This is a genomic window from Faucicola mancuniensis, from assembly GCF_046523945.1.
Classification (GTDB): domain Bacteria; phylum Pseudomonadota; class Gammaproteobacteria; order Pseudomonadales; family Moraxellaceae; genus Faucicola; species Faucicola mancuniensis.
This window is the reverse complement of record NZ_CP171363.1, coordinates 2124387-2142844: the sequence shown is the minus strand read 5'-3', so window position 1 is coordinate 2142844 and position 18458 is coordinate 2124387. Positions and strand designations below refer to the sequence as shown.

The following is an 18458-nucleotide window of genomic DNA, read 5'->3' as shown; positions in this document are numbered from 1 at the left end:
TCGACAGGCTCACCACGAACGGAAATAGTCTTGTTTCTATTTTAATTGACTATATAATAAATTTGATATCAGACCGCATATTCAATCAAAATCGGTTTTCTACCAATATTTTTTTCATCAATTACAGGGGCAATGCACCGAATATTTTCCATAATACGCTGAGTAACTTGATTGGCATATTGCAAGTGTGTTTCGGTGATAGCGTCATCATGTTTATCAAACAAATAAGCATCTAACAGTCGCTGGGCGTGCATACCTTCACGGCAATAATGAATCACGCCTTGATGGTTCGGCTCAAACAGCGTGCCAACTTGCGTTGTATTTGCCAAAGCAATGCCCAATGCCCCATCTTCACCGCCAAATGTGCGAAACAAGCTATCTGTCGGAAAACCACCGCACAACAAAAAAACATTACGCCGAAAAACTGTATTACCTGCTCCCGTCATTTGCACAATATCCCAAACTTTTTCAAAATCATCATGTTGTGCATACCTTGTCGCCAAACCGCTTGCCACCAATTTTAAGCGTAACAGACTCAAACTGGGCAAAAAAGCAAAAACACTCGGCACAACGGACAATGCCTGTGCCTCATAAGCATCATCTGCATCCAAAAATGCCACCAAATCCGCTGTTGAATGCATAACTCCCCAGTTTCTCGCCATCGCTACGCCACCATTTTTGGGCAAATGTAACGCTAAAATATTGGCATACTTTGTTGCCAAAGTGTCAATTAACCTTGCGGTATCATCGGTTGAGCCATCATTTACCAAAATAATTTTGGCAACATTGACTTGTGATAATACGCTACCCACCGCTCGTATCAAGGTTTCTTTGGCATTATAACAAGGAATAATCACATCTAAAGTTGGCAAAGCTTGCATTTTTTATCCTTTAATCAATCAAATGAACGTAACAACAGCTTGGTGTATTCTGCCACAGGTGCATTAAATACCTGCGAACTTTCGCCCATTTCCACACATTCGCCATTTTTTAACACCAAAATACGCTGGCACAAGGCTTTTACCACCTTTAAATCATGGCTGATAAAAATATAGCTTAGGTTAAATTGTTGTTGAATTTCTCTTAACAAATTCACCACCGCCACTTGCGTTTGGCTGTCTAGTGCGGAGGTGGGTTCGTCTAGGATTAAGATTTTGGGTTTCATCACAAGCGAGCGAGCCAGTGCCACACGCTGACGCTGACCGCCAGACAGCTCATGCGGATAACGATTGATAAAATTTTCGGGCAATTTTACCGTTGCTAACATCGTTTTGACACGTTGTTCTCGTTCGTCTTTGGCGATGTTTTGTACAATTAGACCTTCTTCAATGATTTCGCCCACCGTAAAGCGTGGGTTGATACTGGCAAATGGGTCTTGAAACACCATCTGAATGTCCGTACGATAAGGCTTAAAGGCTTGGTTGGATAAGGGTAAAATATCAATCCATTCGCTGTTTTTTGTTAAATTAATTTCACCAGATAATTTAGTATAATTACTTAATAATTTGATTAATGCCAAAGCCGTTGTCGTCTTGCCAGAGCCACTTTCGCCCACGATACCAAGCGATTGTCCTGCGGACAATGCAAAATCTAACGATTTTACTACATCAAACCATTGCACCGTTTTACCAAAGAAGTTTTTTTGCTCAGCAAAACTGATGGTTAAATGCTTGACATCAAGCAGTTTGTCAGCGGTGTTATCCATTGGCAAACTTTCGCCAAAGTCTTGATTTATCAGTAGTTTTGTGTAGTCTTGTTGTGGATTGTGAAACAAAGTTTTGGTGTCGTTTTGTTCTACGACTTTGCCTTGTTGCATGACGATGATGTTGTCGCTGTAGCGTTTGACAAGGTTTAAATCATGGCTAATGAGTATCATCGCCATGTTTCGCTCACGTTTTAGCGTGTCCAATAAGCCTAAAATCTCGTGCTGTAGCGTCACATCAAGGGCGGTGGTCGGTTCATCTGCGATGATGATGTCAGGATTTTGGGCGAGTACCATCGCTATCATGATACGTTGGCGTTGTCCGCCCGACAGTTCATGCGGATAGCGGTCAAGTTTGTTGATAGAATCGGTGATATTAACTTGAGTTAATAATTCTATCGTTTTGTTTTTTAAGGTGTTTTTTGGTGTGCCAATCAGCATTAAACTTTCATAAAGCTGTTTGCCAATGGTGTGCAGTGGGTTTAAGGCGGTCATTGGTTCTTGGAAAATCATGCCGATTTTTTGTCCACGAATTTGCCGAAAAATCGCTTGGTTTGGTTTGGTTTGGCTATCTTGTAGGGGTAAGTTGATGTTATTAGCGTTTTGGGTAATGGTGGCGTGTCCCGTGATGCTTAGGCTATTTGTTGGTAAGAGTCCAAGTATGGCTAGGCTTGAGATGGATTTGCCAGAGCCAGATTCGCCCACGATGGCAAGCGTTTCGCCTGTGTGGAGTGTGTAGGATAGATTACCTACTAATGTTTGATTAGCGGATTTGATGGTTAAGTTTTCGACTTTTAATAATTCACTCATTCAGTTGTTCCTTGAATGGTTGAATCGCTAACTAATATACCTTTTTCTCCTACAAAATATCCTGTTGGAAACTCAAGTTCAAATAAAGATAAAACCAAATCCCCAACTTTTAAATTTTGAATTGGCATTAAACCTTTATCCGTATGCACCAGCGTACCCGCTACAAAACCCGAACTCATCATTTTCTCCTTTTAAAAAAATCAAACCTGTCTAGGGTCAAACGCATCTCGTAACGCTTCCCCAATAAAAATCAACAACGACAAAATCACCGTCATACTAAAAAATGCCGACAACGCAAGCCACGGTGCATCAAGATTGTTTTTCGCTTGGCTCATCAGCTCCCCCAAAGACGGTGAACCCGCTGGCAAACCATAACCCAAAAAATCCAACGCCGTCAAACTCACCACATTTGCCGTCAAAATAAACGGCAACTGAGACAAACTACTCGCCAATGCATTTGGTAAAATATGCCGAAAAATAATCTTGCCATCGCTTACGCCCATCGCACGAGCCGAGCGAACATAATCAAAATTACGAGCCTTTAAAAACTCTGCACGCACCAAGCCAACAAGCCCCATCCACCCAAACAAAAGCATCAAACCAAACAACACAAACACGCTTGGACTAAACAAACTCACCAAAATAATTATCATAAAAAGCTGTGGCAAACCGCCCCACACTTCCATAAAACGTTGCCCCACCATGTCAATCTTACCACCATAATAGCCTTGCACCGCACCGACAATCACGCCAATCAGCGACCCCACCAACGTCAAAGCCAAACCAAAAAGTAACGAAATACGCAAGCCATACATCAGCCTAGCCACCACATCACGCCCATTGTCGTCCGTACCAAGCCAATTTTCATGATTTGGTGGTGCAGGAAAGGCTTCACTACGAGCCAAACTTGGTGTTTGGTCGGCAAATTCAATCATCGGCATAATCATAAAGCCGTTTTGGTTAATCAATTCTTTGACAACAGGGTCTTTGTATTCGGTTTCGGTTTCAAACACACCGCCAAAGGTGGTTTCTGGATAGCTTTTTAACACAGGAAAGTAAAAATTATTTTGGTATTTCACTAAAATTGGCTTGTCATTGGCGATAAAATTCACCCCCAAACACGCCAAAAAAATCACGCCAAATAGGATAAAAGAATAAAATCCCATTTTGTTGTTTTTAAAACGGTTAAATTGAGCCTTATGAATGGGCGAAAATTTCATGTTAATAGCCTAATTGATATAATAGTTCGTCAGGTGTGATGATGGTGATTTGTGGATTTTCGGCAAAGTCTTTTACATTGCGAGTTACAATAGCATCAAGTTGATTATCAATCGCTGAATAAAAATGCAAATCATCTTCAAAGTCTTTGTAAGGATTATCAATAGCTTGGGCGAGAGCCGTTGAGGGGTTGTCGATGAATTTAAAAAGTTGCTGACAGTCTTGTAAAAATTCATGAGCTAGCGGTTTGCCCATTTCTTTTCGCACAAAGTAATAGGCATTGGCGATCCCTAGCGGTGATACAAGTCCGATTAATTCTTTACGTTCAACAAGCTCTATTAACGACCTTGAAGACTGATAAAAAGGCTTTCTTTGCAACGCCCAATCCAAGATAATATTGACATCTAAATATACTTTCATTGCTTACATTCCATATTTTTCGGTTAAATAATCATCTTTCGCTTTAGCAATATCAGCATCTGTCCATTGGCTACCATTGGTTTTGGCAAATGCCCCCGCCCATTTTGCTACGATTGGTGATGGGTTTTTTAATAACGCCTCTCGTCTTTTTTGACGTTCTTTTTTATCCAAATAATCCAAAATGAGTTTGGTAATAACGTCTTGTTCTTCGTTTTGAGTTTCTGCCAAAAATTGTTTTTCAATTTCTAACGGCAAATGAATGGTAATACTCACAGCTTTTCCTTTTTTTTAATTTTACTTTGAATAGATTTAACCAAGATAACTTGTTGATAACCTTGTTTCAATGCTTGAGAAACACAATAAGGCAATAGCGTAATGGCAAAAAAACCTATCATGCCCAACACCAATATCATCGCATTAAACCACATTTTAGCCACCTGTTAAACACTGCCAAGCCCACTCATAACCATACTGATACTGCTCACGCATAATACATTGAAAAGTAGCAAAATCTGGGCGTACCACATCAATATAGCCTTGTTTAAATCGCATTTTTTTTGTCATCGCAGGGCGGATATGTTTGGCATTATCAGCCATATTTATCCAATGAATTTGGCTGTCATGCGTTTGGTATTGATGTACATCGGCAAATCGCTGATTGGCAAAAAAACAAAGGTGCTATAAATCGCAGGTTCTGCCATGATTTTATCATAATTCGGCTTAATTTTCGCATACACGGTATCGGCAAGCTGACACGCTAATTCATTAAATTAAGCACCCCACCCATCAACGTTTGCCCCTGCCAATTCACAGGCGGTAAATAATACATATCCGCAATTGATGCTCGCACCGCTGTGGCTAACGGTATTTTGGCGGTTATCTCATGGTTTTTGGTGATGTGATTAGGGCTATAAAAACTTTCATGCGTTTCGCCTTAACGAGGTGAATTCATTCACGAACGATAATCCGCATTAATTTTCACATACTCATACGACAAATCACAAGTATAAACCGTATCGCTCGCCTGCCCTTGCCCAAGTTCAATGGCAATGGTAATCTCTGGGCGTTTCATAACCATTTGCCCAAGCTCTTCGGTGTAGCCGTCCGCCAATCCACCACGCTCACAGATTTTTATTTCATCTAGCGATACGCTTACCTTTGACTGCTCAAAGTCAATTCCTGCATAACCTGCCGCCGCCAAAATTCTGCCCCAGTTTGGGTCGGACGCAAAAAAGGCGGTTTTGACAAGCGGTGAATGTGCCACCGAATAGGCAATTTTGGCACAGTCGTCTGTGGTTTTACCGCCAGAGACTTTTACGGTGATAAATTTGGTCGCCCCCTCACCATCACGCACGATAAGTTGGGCGATTTTTAACATCACACTTTCAATCGCTTCATAAATTTTGGCAAAATGTGGGTGATTTTCGCTGTCAATCAATTCCCCTGTTTGCCCTGTCGCTACAAGCGTACAGCAGTCATTTGTAGAGGTATCGCCATCAACGGTAATACGGTTAAACGATTTATTCACCGATTTTACTAAAATGTCTTGTAATAAAGACTTATCAATTTTAGCGTCAGTCGCCACAAAGCCAAGCATGGTTGCCATGTTTGGGCGTATCATGCCAGCCCCCTTACTAATGCCTGTTACCGTGTAGGTTATGCCGTCAATTTCTACTACTTTAGAATGCCCTTTCGGGGTGGTGTCGGTGGTCATGATACTGCGGGCAGCATTTAGCCAATTATCATCGGTTAAATTTGCCAATGCGTCATCAAGCCCTGCGATGATTTTATCACTCGGCAAAGCTTCGCCAATCACACCTGTAGAATACGGCAAAATTTGGCTAATATTTACGCCTGTTTTTTCGGCTAGGGCTTGGCAAGTGGCTTTTGCTCGCTCTAAGCCGTCCTTCCCTGTGCCTGCATTAGCGTTGCCTGTGTTGATAATTAAAAAACGTGGGCTATTGGTTTTGACAAACTCACGCACAAGCTGAACAGGGGCTGCATAAAATTGGTTTTGCGTGGTAACCACAGCCGTTGTCGCACCGTCTATGATTTCAAAAACGGTTAAATCTTTACGATTTGGATAGCGGACGTGAGCTTCGGTAATACCGATTTTAATGCCTTTAACGGCGTTTAGTTTGACAAGATTGACATTTCCAACGGGCATAATAATTCCTTAATTTTTATTGAAAAAATTGTTTAAATTTTCTTGATTGATTTTTTTTGTTGGTTTTGATAAACCTTTAATACATCCACAAAATCAATCATGCTTATGATAGCTCAACTTTTTGACATGATTTTGCACCACTTCATACACATCAAAATCTTTGGCAATCCACAGATTTTCACGGTATTTTTTTTGATAAAATCGTTCTGCTTCCACTCGCAAATGCCCGATATTTGGCAAACTTTCGTTTGGTTTGTCAAACGTCTGAAATCTGGCACTGATATGGGTCAAAATCAAATTGGGAATTTTGGCAACCTGTGCAAACTTGGCAACTTGCTCAACGCTACTGTGCTGTGGGTCAAAACCATTTGGACGGTTTTTGATTTTATCGGCAATCGCTTGGGTATAAGTCGCTTCATGTACCAACAGACCAATATCTTGACAAAAGTTTGCCAACATCTCAGGTTTGTCATTATCGCCACCCACAATAATATTGGTACAAATGGTTTTTTGCTCTACAAAATCTTTGGTAAACAAAATTTCATCATTATCCAAAGTGACATCAAAACCATGTTGCAATTTCCCCCAAATCGCACTGGGCTTGATACCCATATTTTGCAGTTTTTGGCTATTTAACATATTGGCGTGAATGGTTTGACAAATTTTGTAAGCATGGCTTGGCGTGCGGTGCGAAACGCTAATTGGCTCAATGCGAACGTGATGATTTGGCGAAATGTCAAATTCAAATGGTGTAAACAAACCGTCCGCCTGTTTTAAACTTTCTAAGGCAATAAAATGCACTTCAAAAGTAAAATAAAGTTCGGTTGTTATGGTTAAAGTATCTAACAATTTGGCAATCGCTTGTGGTGCGATAATGGTTAAAGGTTTTTTGCGACCCGACATCGCCATGCTAGATAACAAGCCTGCCAGTCCATAACAGTGGTCGCCATGCACATGGGTAATACAAATCACTGCAAGGTTTAACAAAGACAATGGCGTGCGTAAAAGTTGGTGTTGCGTGCCTTCGCCACAATCCACCAATAGCCAACTGCTGTTTTTGTCAATATTTTTATCAACATTTTTTTGGTTTTGATAAGGATTTAGCAAAGCCACCGCAAGCCCTGTTACATTGCGATTTTTGGTTGGCAAACCTGCCGATGTTCCCAAAAAAGTTAAACGTTGCATATTTTTCCTTAACAATTTTTATAATATTTTTAAAAAATTAAACCAAAAAACTGGATAAATCCATCGCATTTAAACGGTCTAAATCCGCTTGCGTGTCCACACCAGCAGGCAACATGGCACACGCCACATCAATGGCGATTTTTTGTCCGTTTTCCATGATACGCAGTTGTTCTAGACTTTCTAACTGCTCAAGTTGACCTTGTTGCCATTGCCCAAACTGCTTTAACAACGCCACCTTATAAGCGTACAAACCCAAATGGCGTAAGGCTTGGGTCGGTGTGTCAGTCATATTGGGCGGACTATCTGCCATCGCCACATCACGGTTACAAGGAATGGGCGAACGGCTAAAATACAAGGCTTCGTTGTGCTGATTTTTGATGACTTTGACAACCGATGGACGATAAAATTCTTCATACGTCAAAATCGGCTCGGCAAGCGTTGCCATGACGCAATCTGTTTTATCCAACAACAATTTTGACACTTGGGCAATCAGTGAACTTGGCACAAGTGGTTCATCGCCTTGCATATTAATGACAATATCATCGTCCGCCCAGCCTTGTAGCTTTGCGACTTCTGCCAGTCTATCTGTGCCTGAAGCGTGGTCTGGACTTGTCATCACCACTTTGACATTGTTGGCATTGGGATTGTTTTGGCAATATTGTTCGCAAGTTTTGGCAATGCTGTCATCATCGGTTGCGACATAGACATCATCGGCAATGCCGTTTTGTTGCACCGCAATCGCACGGTCAATCACCCATAAAATCATGGGTTTGTCATGAATCAGTAACAAAGGTTTTGATGGTAAACGGCTACTTTTTAGACGTGCAGGAATGACAATGTATTTTTTTTGGTTCATAATTTTTTTGCTATTGTTAATGTTATAGTCTTTTAAATTTGCTTTAATACTTCATAATCTGGACGTATGCAATACGCCCCTACAACTATTGTATTATTTTCTGTTTTAATATTAAGTTTAATTTAAATGTTCTTTAACCGCATTTGCCAATTCGTTGGCGACCACATCACATTCAATTTCATCATCAGACTCCACCATCACACGGATTAACGGCTCTGTGCCTGATTGACGGATTAACAATCGCCCACGTCCTTTTAGTTGTGCTTCGGCATTGGCAAATTTTTCGGCAAGCTGTGGAATCTGGTAAGGGTCTTGTTTTTGACTCAAACGAACGTTTACCAATTTTTGTGGCAAAATGCTAAAACCTTCGCTCAATTTTGACAAACTTAAGTCGGTTTTTGCCATAATGGCAAGCACTTGCAACCCTGCAACAATCGCATCGCCTGTACTGGCTTTGTCCAATGTCAAAATATGTCCAGACGGCTCACCGCCTAACACCCAGCCTTGTTCTGTTAAGTTTTGCATAACGTATCTGTCGCCCACTTTGGCACGCACAAAACTAATATTTTCACGCTCCAATGCCAACTGCAAGCCCATATTACTCATCAACGTACCGACAACGCCGACCGCTTTTTCATCGCCTTTGGTCGCCAAAATGTACAAAATACGGTCGCCATCTACGACTTGCCCTTTTTCATCAACCATCATAATACGGTCACCATCGCCATCTAGGGCGATACCTAAGTCCGCTTGCTGTTCTAGCACGGCTTTTTGTAGGGTTTCAATGTGGGTTGAGCCGACGCTGTCATTGATATTTGTGCCATTTGGCTCATTGGCAATCGCAATCACGTCTGCCCCCAACTCACGAAGCACACGTGGGGCAACGCTATAACCTGCACCGTTGGCACAATCCACGACGATTTTTAAGTTTTTTAAATTTAATTGATAAGGAAAACTGCCTTTACAAAACTCAATATACCGACCTTTGGCATCTTCAATACGATGATGGCGACCCAAATGCAAACCATCAATGTTAAAGCTTGTATTTTCTAATTGTGCCAATTTGTCATTAATCGCTTGTTGCAATTCGTCCGATAATTTTTTGCCGTCATGCGAAAAAAACTTAACCCCATTGTCATAAAAAGGATTGTGCGAAGCGGAAATCACCACGCCTGCATCAGCATGAAAACTGCGTGTCAAATGGGCAATCGCAGGGGTCGGAATCACACCAAGCATATGCACATCAACGCCTGATGCGTTAAATCCAGCTTGTAAACAGGCTTCAATCACATACCCTGAAATGCGTGTATCTTTGCCAATCACGACATTGGGACGGCGGTTTTGGTTAGGATTTTGCTCATTTAAAACTTGCCCTGTGGCAAAGCCCAATTTTAACAAAAATTCTGGGTGAATCGGAAAATCGCCGAATTTACCACGGATACCATCTGTACCAAAATAACTCATAATTTTACCTTTTTTTTAAATTTAATATTGACAAATATGTCAAATAATATATCAGATATCATACCTTTTGTCATTTTTTTCAAAAAAAAATCCACCAAATGTTTGGTGGATTTTTCATTGCAAAAACGTTATGAATACAGGCTCTAAATCGTTTGTTAATTAATTTTGGCGATAATTTGGGGCTTCTTTGGTAATTTGCACATCGTGAACGTGCGATTCTTTCATACCTGCTGACGTAACACGCACAAATTCAGGTTTTGTACGCATATCTTCAATCGTGGCACAGCCTGTATAGCCCATTGATGAACGCAAGCCACCTGCCATTTGATTGATAATACCTGCCACAGGGCCTTTATAAGGTACACGACCTTCAATGCCTTCTGGAACAAGTTTTTCCACGCCGTCTTTGCTGTCTTGGAAATAGCGGTCTGACGAGCCATTTTGTCCACTCATCGCACCCAATGAACCCATGCCACGATAGGCTTTGTAATATCGCCCTTGAAATAGCTCCACTTCACCGGGGGCTTCTTCTGTCCCTGCAAGCAAGCTACCGACCATGATACAGCTTGCACCTGCGGCAATCGCTTTTGCCATATCACCAGAAAAACGAATACCACCATCAGAAATCAGTGGAATACTGTCTTTTAACGCACTGGCAACATTGTCAATCGCCGAAATCTGTGGCACGCCAACTCCTGCAACAATGCGTGTGGTACAAATAGAACCTGGACCAATACCGACTTTAACTGCGTCCGCCCCCATATCACGTAATGCCAATGCCGCATCACCTGTGGCGATATTACCGCCAATCACTTGTACTTGTGGAAAGTTTTTCTTCACCCAATTGAGACGCTCAAGCACGCCTTTAGAATGTCCGTGAGCGGTATCCACGATAATCACATCCACGCCCGCACCGACCAAGGCTTCCACACGGGCTTCTGTATCTGCACCTGTGCCGACAGCCGCCCCAACACGCAAGCGACCTTTGGCATCTTTACACGCATTTGGATTGTTTTCGGCTTTGGTAAAATCATTGACCGTAATCAAACCTTTTAAACGCCCATTATCATCAGTTACAATCACTTTTTCAATGCGATGTTCATGGAGCAAACGTTTGATATTTTCGGTACTTTCGCCTTCTTTGACTGTTACCAATTTTTCTTTGGGTGTCATCACGTTTTTGACAGGTTGATTGTGATTTTCTTCAAAACGCAAATCACGATGGGTAACAATACCGACCACTTGTTTATTTTCATCAACCACAGGCACACCGCTAATTTTGTTTTCACGTGTGATTTTTAACAGCTCACCCACAGTTACATCAGGCGTTACCGTGATTGGGTCAGCGACCGTACCTGCTTCAAATTTTTTGACATGACGCACTTGACGAGCTTGACGTGCGATATCCATATTTTTGTGAATAATCCCCAAACCACCAAGCTGTGCCATAGAGATTGACATTTTGGCTTCGGTAACGGTATCCATCGCTGCCGAAATGATTGGCAAATTAAGCTCAATACCTGTTGTCAAGCGAGTTTTTAGATTGACGGATTTTGGTAACACTTCAGAATAAGCTGGCAATAACAGCACATCATCAAAGGTTAAGGCTTCATTGACTATTTTTAACATAATGACCCCAATGGTTGTTGTAAATTGTTTTTGATAATTGGTGAATTTAATATACAAAAATTTGCCAAACAAAAAACACAAAAGGCTAAACAGATTTCTGCCTAGCCTTATTTTTTAATGGTTTTTTACCATTTTTTTTGGTTTTTTAATAAAAAAAGTTGCCAATTTTTGACCTATATTTTTGCAATATTAAAAGTTTAAATATAAAATTAGCGACTTATTTTAACCATAGAATTAACGATTGTCAAATTCTTTTTTTAGCTTTGTAAAAAGTTAACAATTGAAAAATTTTTAAACAATGTTACAATGCTAAAAGCAAATAAAAGTTATCAATTCAGTTAACCAAATCACTTTAAAAAGGCATATCAAGGCACATTATGAACCGCAATCGTTCAACCTTAAACAACACCATCAAAAAAGAAATCATGCGAGCGATAACGCATTATTTGTTAAAATTTTTGGGAAAATACCGTCATAAATCCTATGTGCATGAGCGAATTTATCAAGCCATTCGCCGATATTTACACCAAAAAATGTGTTAATCTTTGGTAATATTAGATTGTTATTTTTGTGAAAAATTTTCATCAATTTTTAGACCATATTTTTAAAAAGCGCTTAAGTTTTAGTGTATTTTTTCGTATTTGGTTTGCGTTTGGTTTGGTGATTGTGCTTGCCAGTACGCTTGCCATTTATCAGTTACAAAAAACTATCAAGCCATCGGCTCAGCGTGTGGTGGAAGATACTTTAGTGGATATTTCACGGATTTTGGCGGTGTCGCTTCGCCCTGTGGTGGTATCTGGACAGATTTATCAGCGTGATTTTCAACAAGATTTAGCACAATCATTTGCACCTTACAATCCAACTCAGCCCAATTTTCCAGTTTGGTATGACCAAAAAACCCAAAGCCAACTGCACGTTTACATTACCAATCAAAAAGGCGTGGTGATTTATGATAGCCAAAATCAAGCGGTTGGCAAAGATTTTAGCCGTTGGAATGATGTGTATCTGACTTTGCAAGGCAAATATGGAGCAAGGTCGTCCAAGCAAAACCCAACGATTGCTGACAGTTCTGTAATGTATGTGGCATCGCCGATTTTGAACCAAAATGGCGAGTTGATTGGCGTGGTGAGCGTTGGCAAGCCTGTGTTAAGCCTGTTGCCTTATATCAATCTTAGCCGTGATGAAATTTTGAAGACCATGCTGTATATCGCAGGGCTTGGGCTGTTGTTTACAGGGCTGATGGCGTGGTGGCTTCGCTACAGTATTCAGACAATTAACCGCTACACCCAAAATCTTGCCAGCACCCCACCGCCCCATTTTTATCTTGGAAAAGAGTTAAACGAGCTGGGGATTGCCATCAATGAGATGAAAAACACCATTGAAAACAAAGCCTACGTTACCGACTATGTACATACGCTGACCCACGAGCTAAAAAGCCCGCTAACCGCCATTCGTGCCAGTGGCGAGTTGCTTGGCGATGACTTGCCTGCCAAACATCGTAAACAATTTAGCCAAACAATTTTGCAACAATCGGACAAACTACAAACTTTGGTTGAAAAATTACTTGTCATTGCCAAATTAGAACAGCCCAATTTTAAACTAAATCAACATCATCAAGCCATCAATCCGATTATCCACACCACCATTCACAACCAACAAGCATGGATTCAACAAAAAAACTTAACTGTCATTCAAGATTTTGATGACAATGTTATGGCAAATGTGGACAAATTTTGGCTAGAACAAGCCCTGCAAAATATCCTTGATAACGCCATCAAATTTGCCAATCAAGTCATCATCATTCAATTAAAAAATGACAAAAATCAAATTGAAATCAATGTGTTAAACGACAGTGAATATTTGCCAGATTATGTCATTCAAAAAGCCTTTGAACGTTATTTTAGCATTGAAATTATTGAAATTATGGAAAATCACGCTCAACATCAGCAACAAAAATCTGTAAAAGGCACAGGTTTGGGCTTAACTTTGGTAAAACAAGTGATAGACCGTCACGCAGGTAGCATCACATTTTCACAAATATCTGCCGACAAAATTGTGTTAAATCATAACAATTTTGATGAATTTTTATCAAACAATCCAAACTTACAAAATTTTGTCAAAATACAAATTTTGTTGCCAAAAATGCACGCATAAAGATAAGACAAATTGTGCTTGACGGTATCACAGATTGTTTTATAATGCGTTTTAAATCAATCTATGGAAAAATGTATGCCAAATTCAACGGAACAACCGCAAAATAACGAAAATCATGGAAACAACCACGCCAACACCGAAAAATTTCACAAACATTTATCAGGTTACGCCAGTGAAATCAAAGGCACGACAGGTTTTGGGCGTATCATCAAAGCCAGCACTTATTCCAAAGACGGTTTTTTGGCAGCCTACCAACATGAAGCGGCATTTCGCCAAGTTTTTTGGCTAAACTTATGTTTGTTATTGGCATTGATTTTTATGCCGTTTGCCTTGGTGATTAAAATGATTTTGGTATTTGCCAGTGTTTTTTCGTTGGTGGTGGAGCTGTTTAACACAGGGCTAGAAGCCGCCATTGACCACACGTCCACCGAACGCCACCCCCTTGCCAAAATCGGCAAAGATGTCGGCTCGGCGGCACAGTTTTTGGCGTTGTGTTTGATAACGGTATTATGGTTGATGGCGTTTTTTGGGTAACACGGTTGATATTGGGCATCAAAATTTTGATATTATCTAGCTTGTCGTATGATTTGACTGCTAATTTCTTTTTCAAATTCAAATTGTTGATGGTTTTTTAAATGTTGTTTGTTTTCAACCAAATACCAACTGTTTGCCGAACGAGTCAAAGTGGCAAGCCAAACGGCAGGCACGTTTTCAGGCAGTTTTGGCAAAGAAATTTGGCTGATAACATTGCCTTCATCATCGCTAAGATGGCATTCGCCCTGTGCGACCAAATTTAAATCATCGCCCGTATAAGACGAAATAACCAACACAATTTGATAAATATGTGGTGGAATATTGGACAAATACAAGTTAATATTTTCGTATTTTGGCTCAATTTTTTGCTCTACGTCAGTTTTTTCCAGCATGTTTTTTTTCTGCACGTGCAAGGCTCTATCGCCAAGCAACTCGTCGCCTTGATAACGCACCGACTCGGCTTGGTCTCGCACATTTTTGAACCAAACTCGCTCTACCACTTCGCCATAACGGTTGCACAGCAGACACGACAAATCCAAATCCATCAACTGCGTGCGTTTTTTTAGGCGATTGATTAAACCTGACTTTGGCACACGGGTCTGTTGCCAATGCAAACTAAATTGCCATTGTTTTAAGCTGACCGCCAACTCATCAATCAACACGCCTGCCAATGCCAACTCGTTTTGTTCAGTTTCGTGCGGATTGCTTGGCGGTGCGTCCAATGGTAAATTGGCATTTTTGGCAGTTTGTTTGACACTTTCATCAAAGTTTTGTTCAAAATTGTTCGTTTTTTGGGCAAGTCGGTCGTGTACAATCGTGGTTTTCAGCGTATTTTGGCTTTCAATTTTTTGTAAAACGTCTATGGCTTGTTGCTCGTTAGTCTGTGTCATTACTTTTTTTCCAAATTTTTTAATTGATTATAAGTCATTTTCAAAAACCGCCAATGCCAAAATATTTGGCTCAATTTGACGAAGTCCTTTGCCAAAACCACGAAGCCACCATACCAACTGCGATGTCAAATTGACGGTAGCAGTAACGTGCAAGCCATCTTCATCTTCCCAAGTGTGTTGGTCTTCGCTCAACTGGCTTTCTAGCAAACTATTGCCCGCTTTTGGCTCAAAAATCAGATGAATATTACTAATTGGATAATTTTGTTTGTGATTTTCTTGGGTTTTTAAACTGTCAAATAACGGAAAATTAAAGCCCATCGCCCCAGTGTTGATATATTCATCAAGGTTAAAATCGGTCGGCAATGGTGCGTCATTGTCGCTGACGGTCGCCTTTTCAAAACGGTGCAAGGCAAATTGGCGAACATCAGTCGGTTGTTTATCTTGACGGGTGGCAACCAAATAAATCACCACGCCACGCTGAACAATCGCCAACGGATTTAAGGTATATTCGGTCGCCTCATCTCGCCCACGCCCTTTATAATGGGCAATCAATTGTTTGTTATTAAACAAGGCTTCATACACCGCTTCTTTGGCATTCGCATCCACGTGCGGTGGAATAAGTGGTTGATTTGCCGATAAAATTCTTACTCGGTCTAGCCACGTGTTTGCGACTTTGCTCTCTTTTAGCTGACGATTGGCAAGGTCAAACCAAGGCACTAACTCATCAAGCACCGCAGGAGGCAACAGTTGGGTCAAATTATCTTTTACCATGCTAAAGGCGACCGCTTGCGATAAATTCATGTGGGGCAAACTTTGCATGGGTGCGTCTTCACGCCAACGCCAGCCTTGCGGATTAGCATTGTTTTTTTCAATGGGAAAACGCTCCGCCAAAGCGTTTAAATCTCGCTGAATGGTGCGAATACTCATGCCAAATCCCATCAAATCCAGTTGCGTTTTGATGTGGTTCGTGCCTATCCAGCGTTTGCGGTCAAGTTGCGACAGGATATGCCATTGGCGAGCGGTGGTTGCGGTGGCGTTGTGGTGATTGGTTTTTCCCATGATATTTCCTTCAAATTTTTTTAAATACGGTTATTCTAACATGACATTTTATGTCGTGTTAAATTTTATGACGATTTTTTGTTATTTTTTTGTCAAAATCGAACCCTATAAATTTAAAACAAAATAATAATAATTATCAATATTTTATTGATAATTATTATCATATGTAATAAAATATTTTTGAGATATTTTTAACAATGTGTATTTTATTTTAAAAAACTTAAGTTAATATAGATAAACTATGATTTTTTGTTCAAATTTTCAACCTAGACAATTAACCAAATCTTTACAATACCTATTCGCCTTGATGATGATGGGCAGTTGTCAAACTGGTTTTACCAATGACAATTTAGCCGATAATATGTCGCCTAGCACCACGCTTGACACAATCGTCATTACTGCCACTCGTACCGAAAAAGGTGTCAAAGAAACCCCCATTCCTGTCAGCGTCATCGGCAAAAAACAATTAGAAGAAAACCATGCTCGCACCTTAAAACAGGCGTTAGAATTGTTACCACAGTTGCAATTACGCCCTTTGCACGGCAAAACTGGCTATGAAGTTACCATACAGGGATTTTCTGGCGACCAAGTGTTGGTTTTGATTGATGGATTGCCTGTAACTGCCAGCACAGGTTCAAAAGTAAACATTAGTCAATATTTAAATGTTGATGTGGAACAGATTGAAGTCATTCAAGGGGCTTCATCGGCTCAATACGGCAGTTCGGCAATGGGCGGTGTGGTGAACGTGATTACCAAGCGTTTAAAGCCCCAAGACCAACGCATAACAGGTCATATCACTGCCAATGTTGCGACCAATGGTGAACAAAATCCGAGTGGCAAAAATTTTGATGACAATTATCAGTTTGTTGAGATGAGTAGCGATATTCAGCTTGATAAACAGGGCGACTGGTTGGCAAGGGTTTCTGCTTCGCATTTAAAAGACAAGGGCTTGCGTATCAATCCAGATGCGTGGAAACAGCTAAAAGACAGCACCGAGCAACAGCAAATTTCGGCAAAACTCCAATATCAACCCCAACAAAACCAAGCATTTTTGCAAAAAGCATGGCTAGAAATGGAGCATTATCAAGAAGATGATGAAAGCCGTTTTGATACTTTTAAAGCCCCTTTAAGCTACAATACTTTGCGTGAAGAAGCCATTGATAAAAACCGATTTTCGCTAGGGTTTAACGGTCAATTAAAGAATATAAACAATGTTTTGCAAGATACCAAATTGACAGGTTCGGTATTTTATGAAGGCTATGATAGCCATTCTACGACCTCTATGAACGGTGTGCAACAAACCAACCGCACCGCCAATATGAGTACCCAAATCGCTCAATTACAAGCGGATTTTCCAAGTTTAGCTATTAATGATAATAGTTATCAATTATGGCAAGTGGGTTTTAGCCATCAAAAAGACGATTTGCAACAACAAAACAATGGCAATAACGAACTTAACCGTGCCAAAGAACAGCGAGATGTGAGCGAAGTTTATTTACAAAATGATTGGTTAATTGGTGATAATTGGGAGCTGATTACGGGTATTCGTTATCAAGATGATAGCGATTTTGGTGGTAATACCGCCCCAAAACTGGCTGTGAAGTACAATCATATCGGTGATACAGGCATTAACCATACTTGGCGAGCCAGCGTTGGCAGTGGTTATCGTGTGCCAAATTTAAAAGAGCGTTATTATGTCTTTGACCACAGTGCGTTGGGTTATAAGGTGCTGGGCAGTTCTGACTTAGTGCCTGAAACATCTACCAGTTATCAGTTGGGTTATCAAGCAGATATTTTAGAAAATTTAAATCTTTCTGTTAATTTATTTTACAATGATATTAAAGATTTGATTCAAACTGACCGCACCCAACCACTACGTTATGAAGACAATATTGCAATTTATGGCTATGACAATGTGGACAATGCGACCACTTATGGCGGTGATGTGGCAATTCATTGGCAAGCGTTAAAAAACCTTGAGTTACAGTTCAATTATGGTTATTTGCATACGCATAATACCACAACTGGCACAGAATTGACCCAACGCCCCAAACATAAAGCAGGCATTTTGGCAAATTATCAAATCACGCCAAAGTTAGATTGGGTCAATCAAGCGATGTACGAATCCAAACATTTGCTTGACAGTGAACAAGTCGCCTACTCGCCTGCTTGGTGGGTTTGGAATACCAAATTCAATTATCAAGCAACGCCAAAATTAGCCGTTTATACTGCTATTAACAATGTGTTTGATAAACAACGAGATACCAGCGATAGCAATGACCAAAGCAATCTTGATAATCGTCAATGGTTATTGGGTGCAACGTATCAATTTTAATCGTATTTTTAACCGTTTTTTTTCAACAGGAGCAA

Annotated in this window: 20 protein-coding genes; 4 read left to right on the top strand and 16 right to left on the bottom strand. The window is 40.5% G+C overall.

Annotation, left to right across the window (positions count from 1 at the left end; translation table 11 throughout):
* Positions 1 to 68: 68 nt before the first annotated feature.
* The 14 genes from ACGTJS_RS10555 to guaB form a co-directional block, all read right to left on the bottom strand.
* On the bottom strand, positions 69 to 881 hold the full coding sequence (locus ACGTJS_RS10555) for a glycosyltransferase (RefSeq protein WP_410472027.1): 813 nt from the start codon (positions 879 to 881) through the stop codon (positions 69 to 71).
* A 14-nt stretch (positions 882 to 895) separates the two neighbouring features.
* A complete protein-coding gene (locus ACGTJS_RS10550; protein WP_410472026.1) occupies positions 896 to 2512 on the bottom strand; it encodes an ABC transporter ATP-binding protein in 1617 nt (538 codons plus the stop codon).
* Positions 2509 to 2691 carry a hypothetical protein gene (locus ACGTJS_RS10545; RefSeq protein WP_410472025.1) on the bottom strand — a complete coding sequence of 61 codons (183 nt, stop codon included), beginning with the start codon at positions 2689 to 2691 and terminating at the stop codon, positions 2509 to 2511. Before ACGTJS_RS10545 ends, ACGTJS_RS10550 begins: the two co-directional genes overlap by 4 nt.
* 21 nt (positions 2692 to 2712) lie before the next feature.
* Positions 2713 to 3732, bottom strand: coding sequence for an ABC transporter permease (locus ACGTJS_RS10540; RefSeq protein WP_410472024.1), 1020 nt, complete (start codon positions 3730 to 3732; stop codon positions 2713 to 2715).
* A gap of 1 nt (position 3733) precedes the next feature.
* Positions 3734 to 4150, bottom strand: a complete 417-nt coding sequence (locus tag ACGTJS_RS10535; RefSeq protein WP_410472023.1) for a type II toxin-antitoxin system VapC family toxin — start codon at positions 4148 to 4150, stop codon at positions 3734 to 3736.
* Positions 4151 to 4153: 3 nt separating this feature from the next.
* Complete coding sequence (locus ACGTJS_RS10530; RefSeq protein ID WP_410472022.1) at positions 4154 to 4423, bottom strand: hypothetical protein; 270 nt, start codon at positions 4421 to 4423, stop codon at positions 4154 to 4156.
* Positions 4420 to 4578 carry a hypothetical protein gene (locus ACGTJS_RS10525; protein ID WP_410472021.1) on the bottom strand — a complete coding sequence of 53 codons (159 nt, stop codon included), beginning with the start codon at positions 4576 to 4578 and terminating at the stop codon, positions 4420 to 4422. Before ACGTJS_RS10525 ends, ACGTJS_RS10530 begins: the two co-directional genes overlap by 4 nt.
* A gap of 1 nt (position 4579) precedes the next feature.
* Positions 4580 to 4747 (bottom strand): hypothetical protein, encoded by a 168-nt coding sequence (locus tag ACGTJS_RS10520; protein ID WP_410472020.1) that lies wholly within the window; start codon positions 4745 to 4747, stop codon positions 4580 to 4582.
* A gap of 2 nt (positions 4748 to 4749) precedes the next feature.
* The gene (locus ACGTJS_RS10515) at positions 4750 to 4887 is read right to left on the bottom strand and encodes a hypothetical protein (RefSeq protein ID WP_410472019.1); all 138 of its coding nucleotides are present in this window, start codon (positions 4885 to 4887) and stop codon (positions 4750 to 4752) included.
* A 215-nt stretch (positions 4888 to 5102) separates the two neighbouring features.
* Positions 5103 to 6317, bottom strand: a complete 1215-nt coding sequence (gene argJ / locus ACGTJS_RS10510) for a bifunctional glutamate N-acetyltransferase/amino-acid acetyltransferase ArgJ (protein ID WP_410472018.1) — start codon at positions 6315 to 6317, stop codon at positions 5103 to 5105.
* A 93-nt stretch (positions 6318 to 6410) separates the two neighbouring features.
* Positions 6411 to 7502, bottom strand: coding sequence for a ribonuclease Z (locus ACGTJS_RS10505; protein ID WP_410472017.1), 1092 nt, complete (start codon positions 7500 to 7502; stop codon positions 6411 to 6413).
* Positions 7503 to 7539: 37 nt separating this feature from the next.
* On the bottom strand, positions 7540 to 8358 hold the full coding sequence (gene kdsB / locus ACGTJS_RS10500) for a 3-deoxy-manno-octulosonate cytidylyltransferase (RefSeq protein ID WP_410472016.1): 819 nt from the start codon (positions 8356 to 8358) through the stop codon (positions 7540 to 7542).
* Between the two features lie 117 nt (positions 8359 to 8475).
* Positions 8476 to 9822 carry a phosphoglucosamine mutase gene (glmM, locus tag ACGTJS_RS10495; protein ID WP_410472015.1) on the bottom strand — a complete coding sequence of 449 codons (1347 nt, stop codon included), beginning with the start codon at positions 9820 to 9822 and terminating at the stop codon, positions 8476 to 8478.
* A 159-nt stretch (positions 9823 to 9981) separates the two neighbouring features.
* Positions 9982 to 11451, bottom strand: a complete 1470-nt coding sequence (guaB, locus tag ACGTJS_RS10490) for an IMP dehydrogenase (protein ID WP_410472014.1) — start codon at positions 11449 to 11451, stop codon at positions 9982 to 9984.
* Between the two features lie 377 nt (positions 11452 to 11828).
* Between guaB and ACGTJS_RS10485 the strand changes: the two genes are divergently transcribed.
* The 3 genes from ACGTJS_RS10485 (at position 11829) to ACGTJS_RS10475 (ending at position 14139) form a co-directional block, all read left to right on the top strand.
* A complete protein-coding gene (locus ACGTJS_RS10485) occupies positions 11829 to 11993 on the top strand; it encodes a hypothetical protein (protein ID WP_315042276.1) in 165 nt (54 codons plus the stop codon).
* A gap of 28 nt (positions 11994 to 12021) precedes the next feature.
* Positions 12022 to 13605 carry a two-component system sensor histidine kinase CreC gene (gene creC / locus ACGTJS_RS10480; protein WP_315042274.1) on the top strand — a complete coding sequence of 528 codons (1584 nt, stop codon included), beginning with the start codon at positions 12022 to 12024 and terminating at the stop codon, positions 13603 to 13605.
* 75 nt (positions 13606 to 13680) lie between these two features.
* Positions 13681 to 14139 (top strand): diacylglycerol kinase, encoded by a 459-nt coding sequence (locus ACGTJS_RS10475; RefSeq protein WP_410472013.1) that lies wholly within the window; start codon positions 13681 to 13683, stop codon positions 14137 to 14139.
* Between the two features lie 32 nt (positions 14140 to 14171).
* Here the strand turns inward: ACGTJS_RS10475 and ACGTJS_RS10470 are convergent, their stop codons facing one another.
* Positions 14172 to 15029, bottom strand: a complete 858-nt coding sequence (locus ACGTJS_RS10470; RefSeq protein WP_410472012.1) for a TerD family protein — start codon at positions 15027 to 15029, stop codon at positions 14172 to 14174.
* 27 nt (positions 15030 to 15056) lie between these two features.
* Entirely contained in the window at positions 15057 to 16088 is a 1032-nt protein-coding gene (locus ACGTJS_RS10465; protein ID WP_315042269.1) for a helix-turn-helix transcriptional regulator, read from the bottom strand.
* A gap of 241 nt (positions 16089 to 16329) precedes the next feature.
* Here ACGTJS_RS10465 and ACGTJS_RS10460 point away from each other — a divergent pair, with 241 nt between their 5' ends.
* Complete coding sequence (locus ACGTJS_RS10460) at positions 16330 to 18423, top strand: TonB-dependent receptor plug domain-containing protein (RefSeq protein ID WP_410472011.1); 2094 nt, start codon at positions 16330 to 16332, stop codon at positions 18421 to 18423.
* The last annotated feature ends 35 nt before the right edge of the window (positions 18424 to 18458 follow it).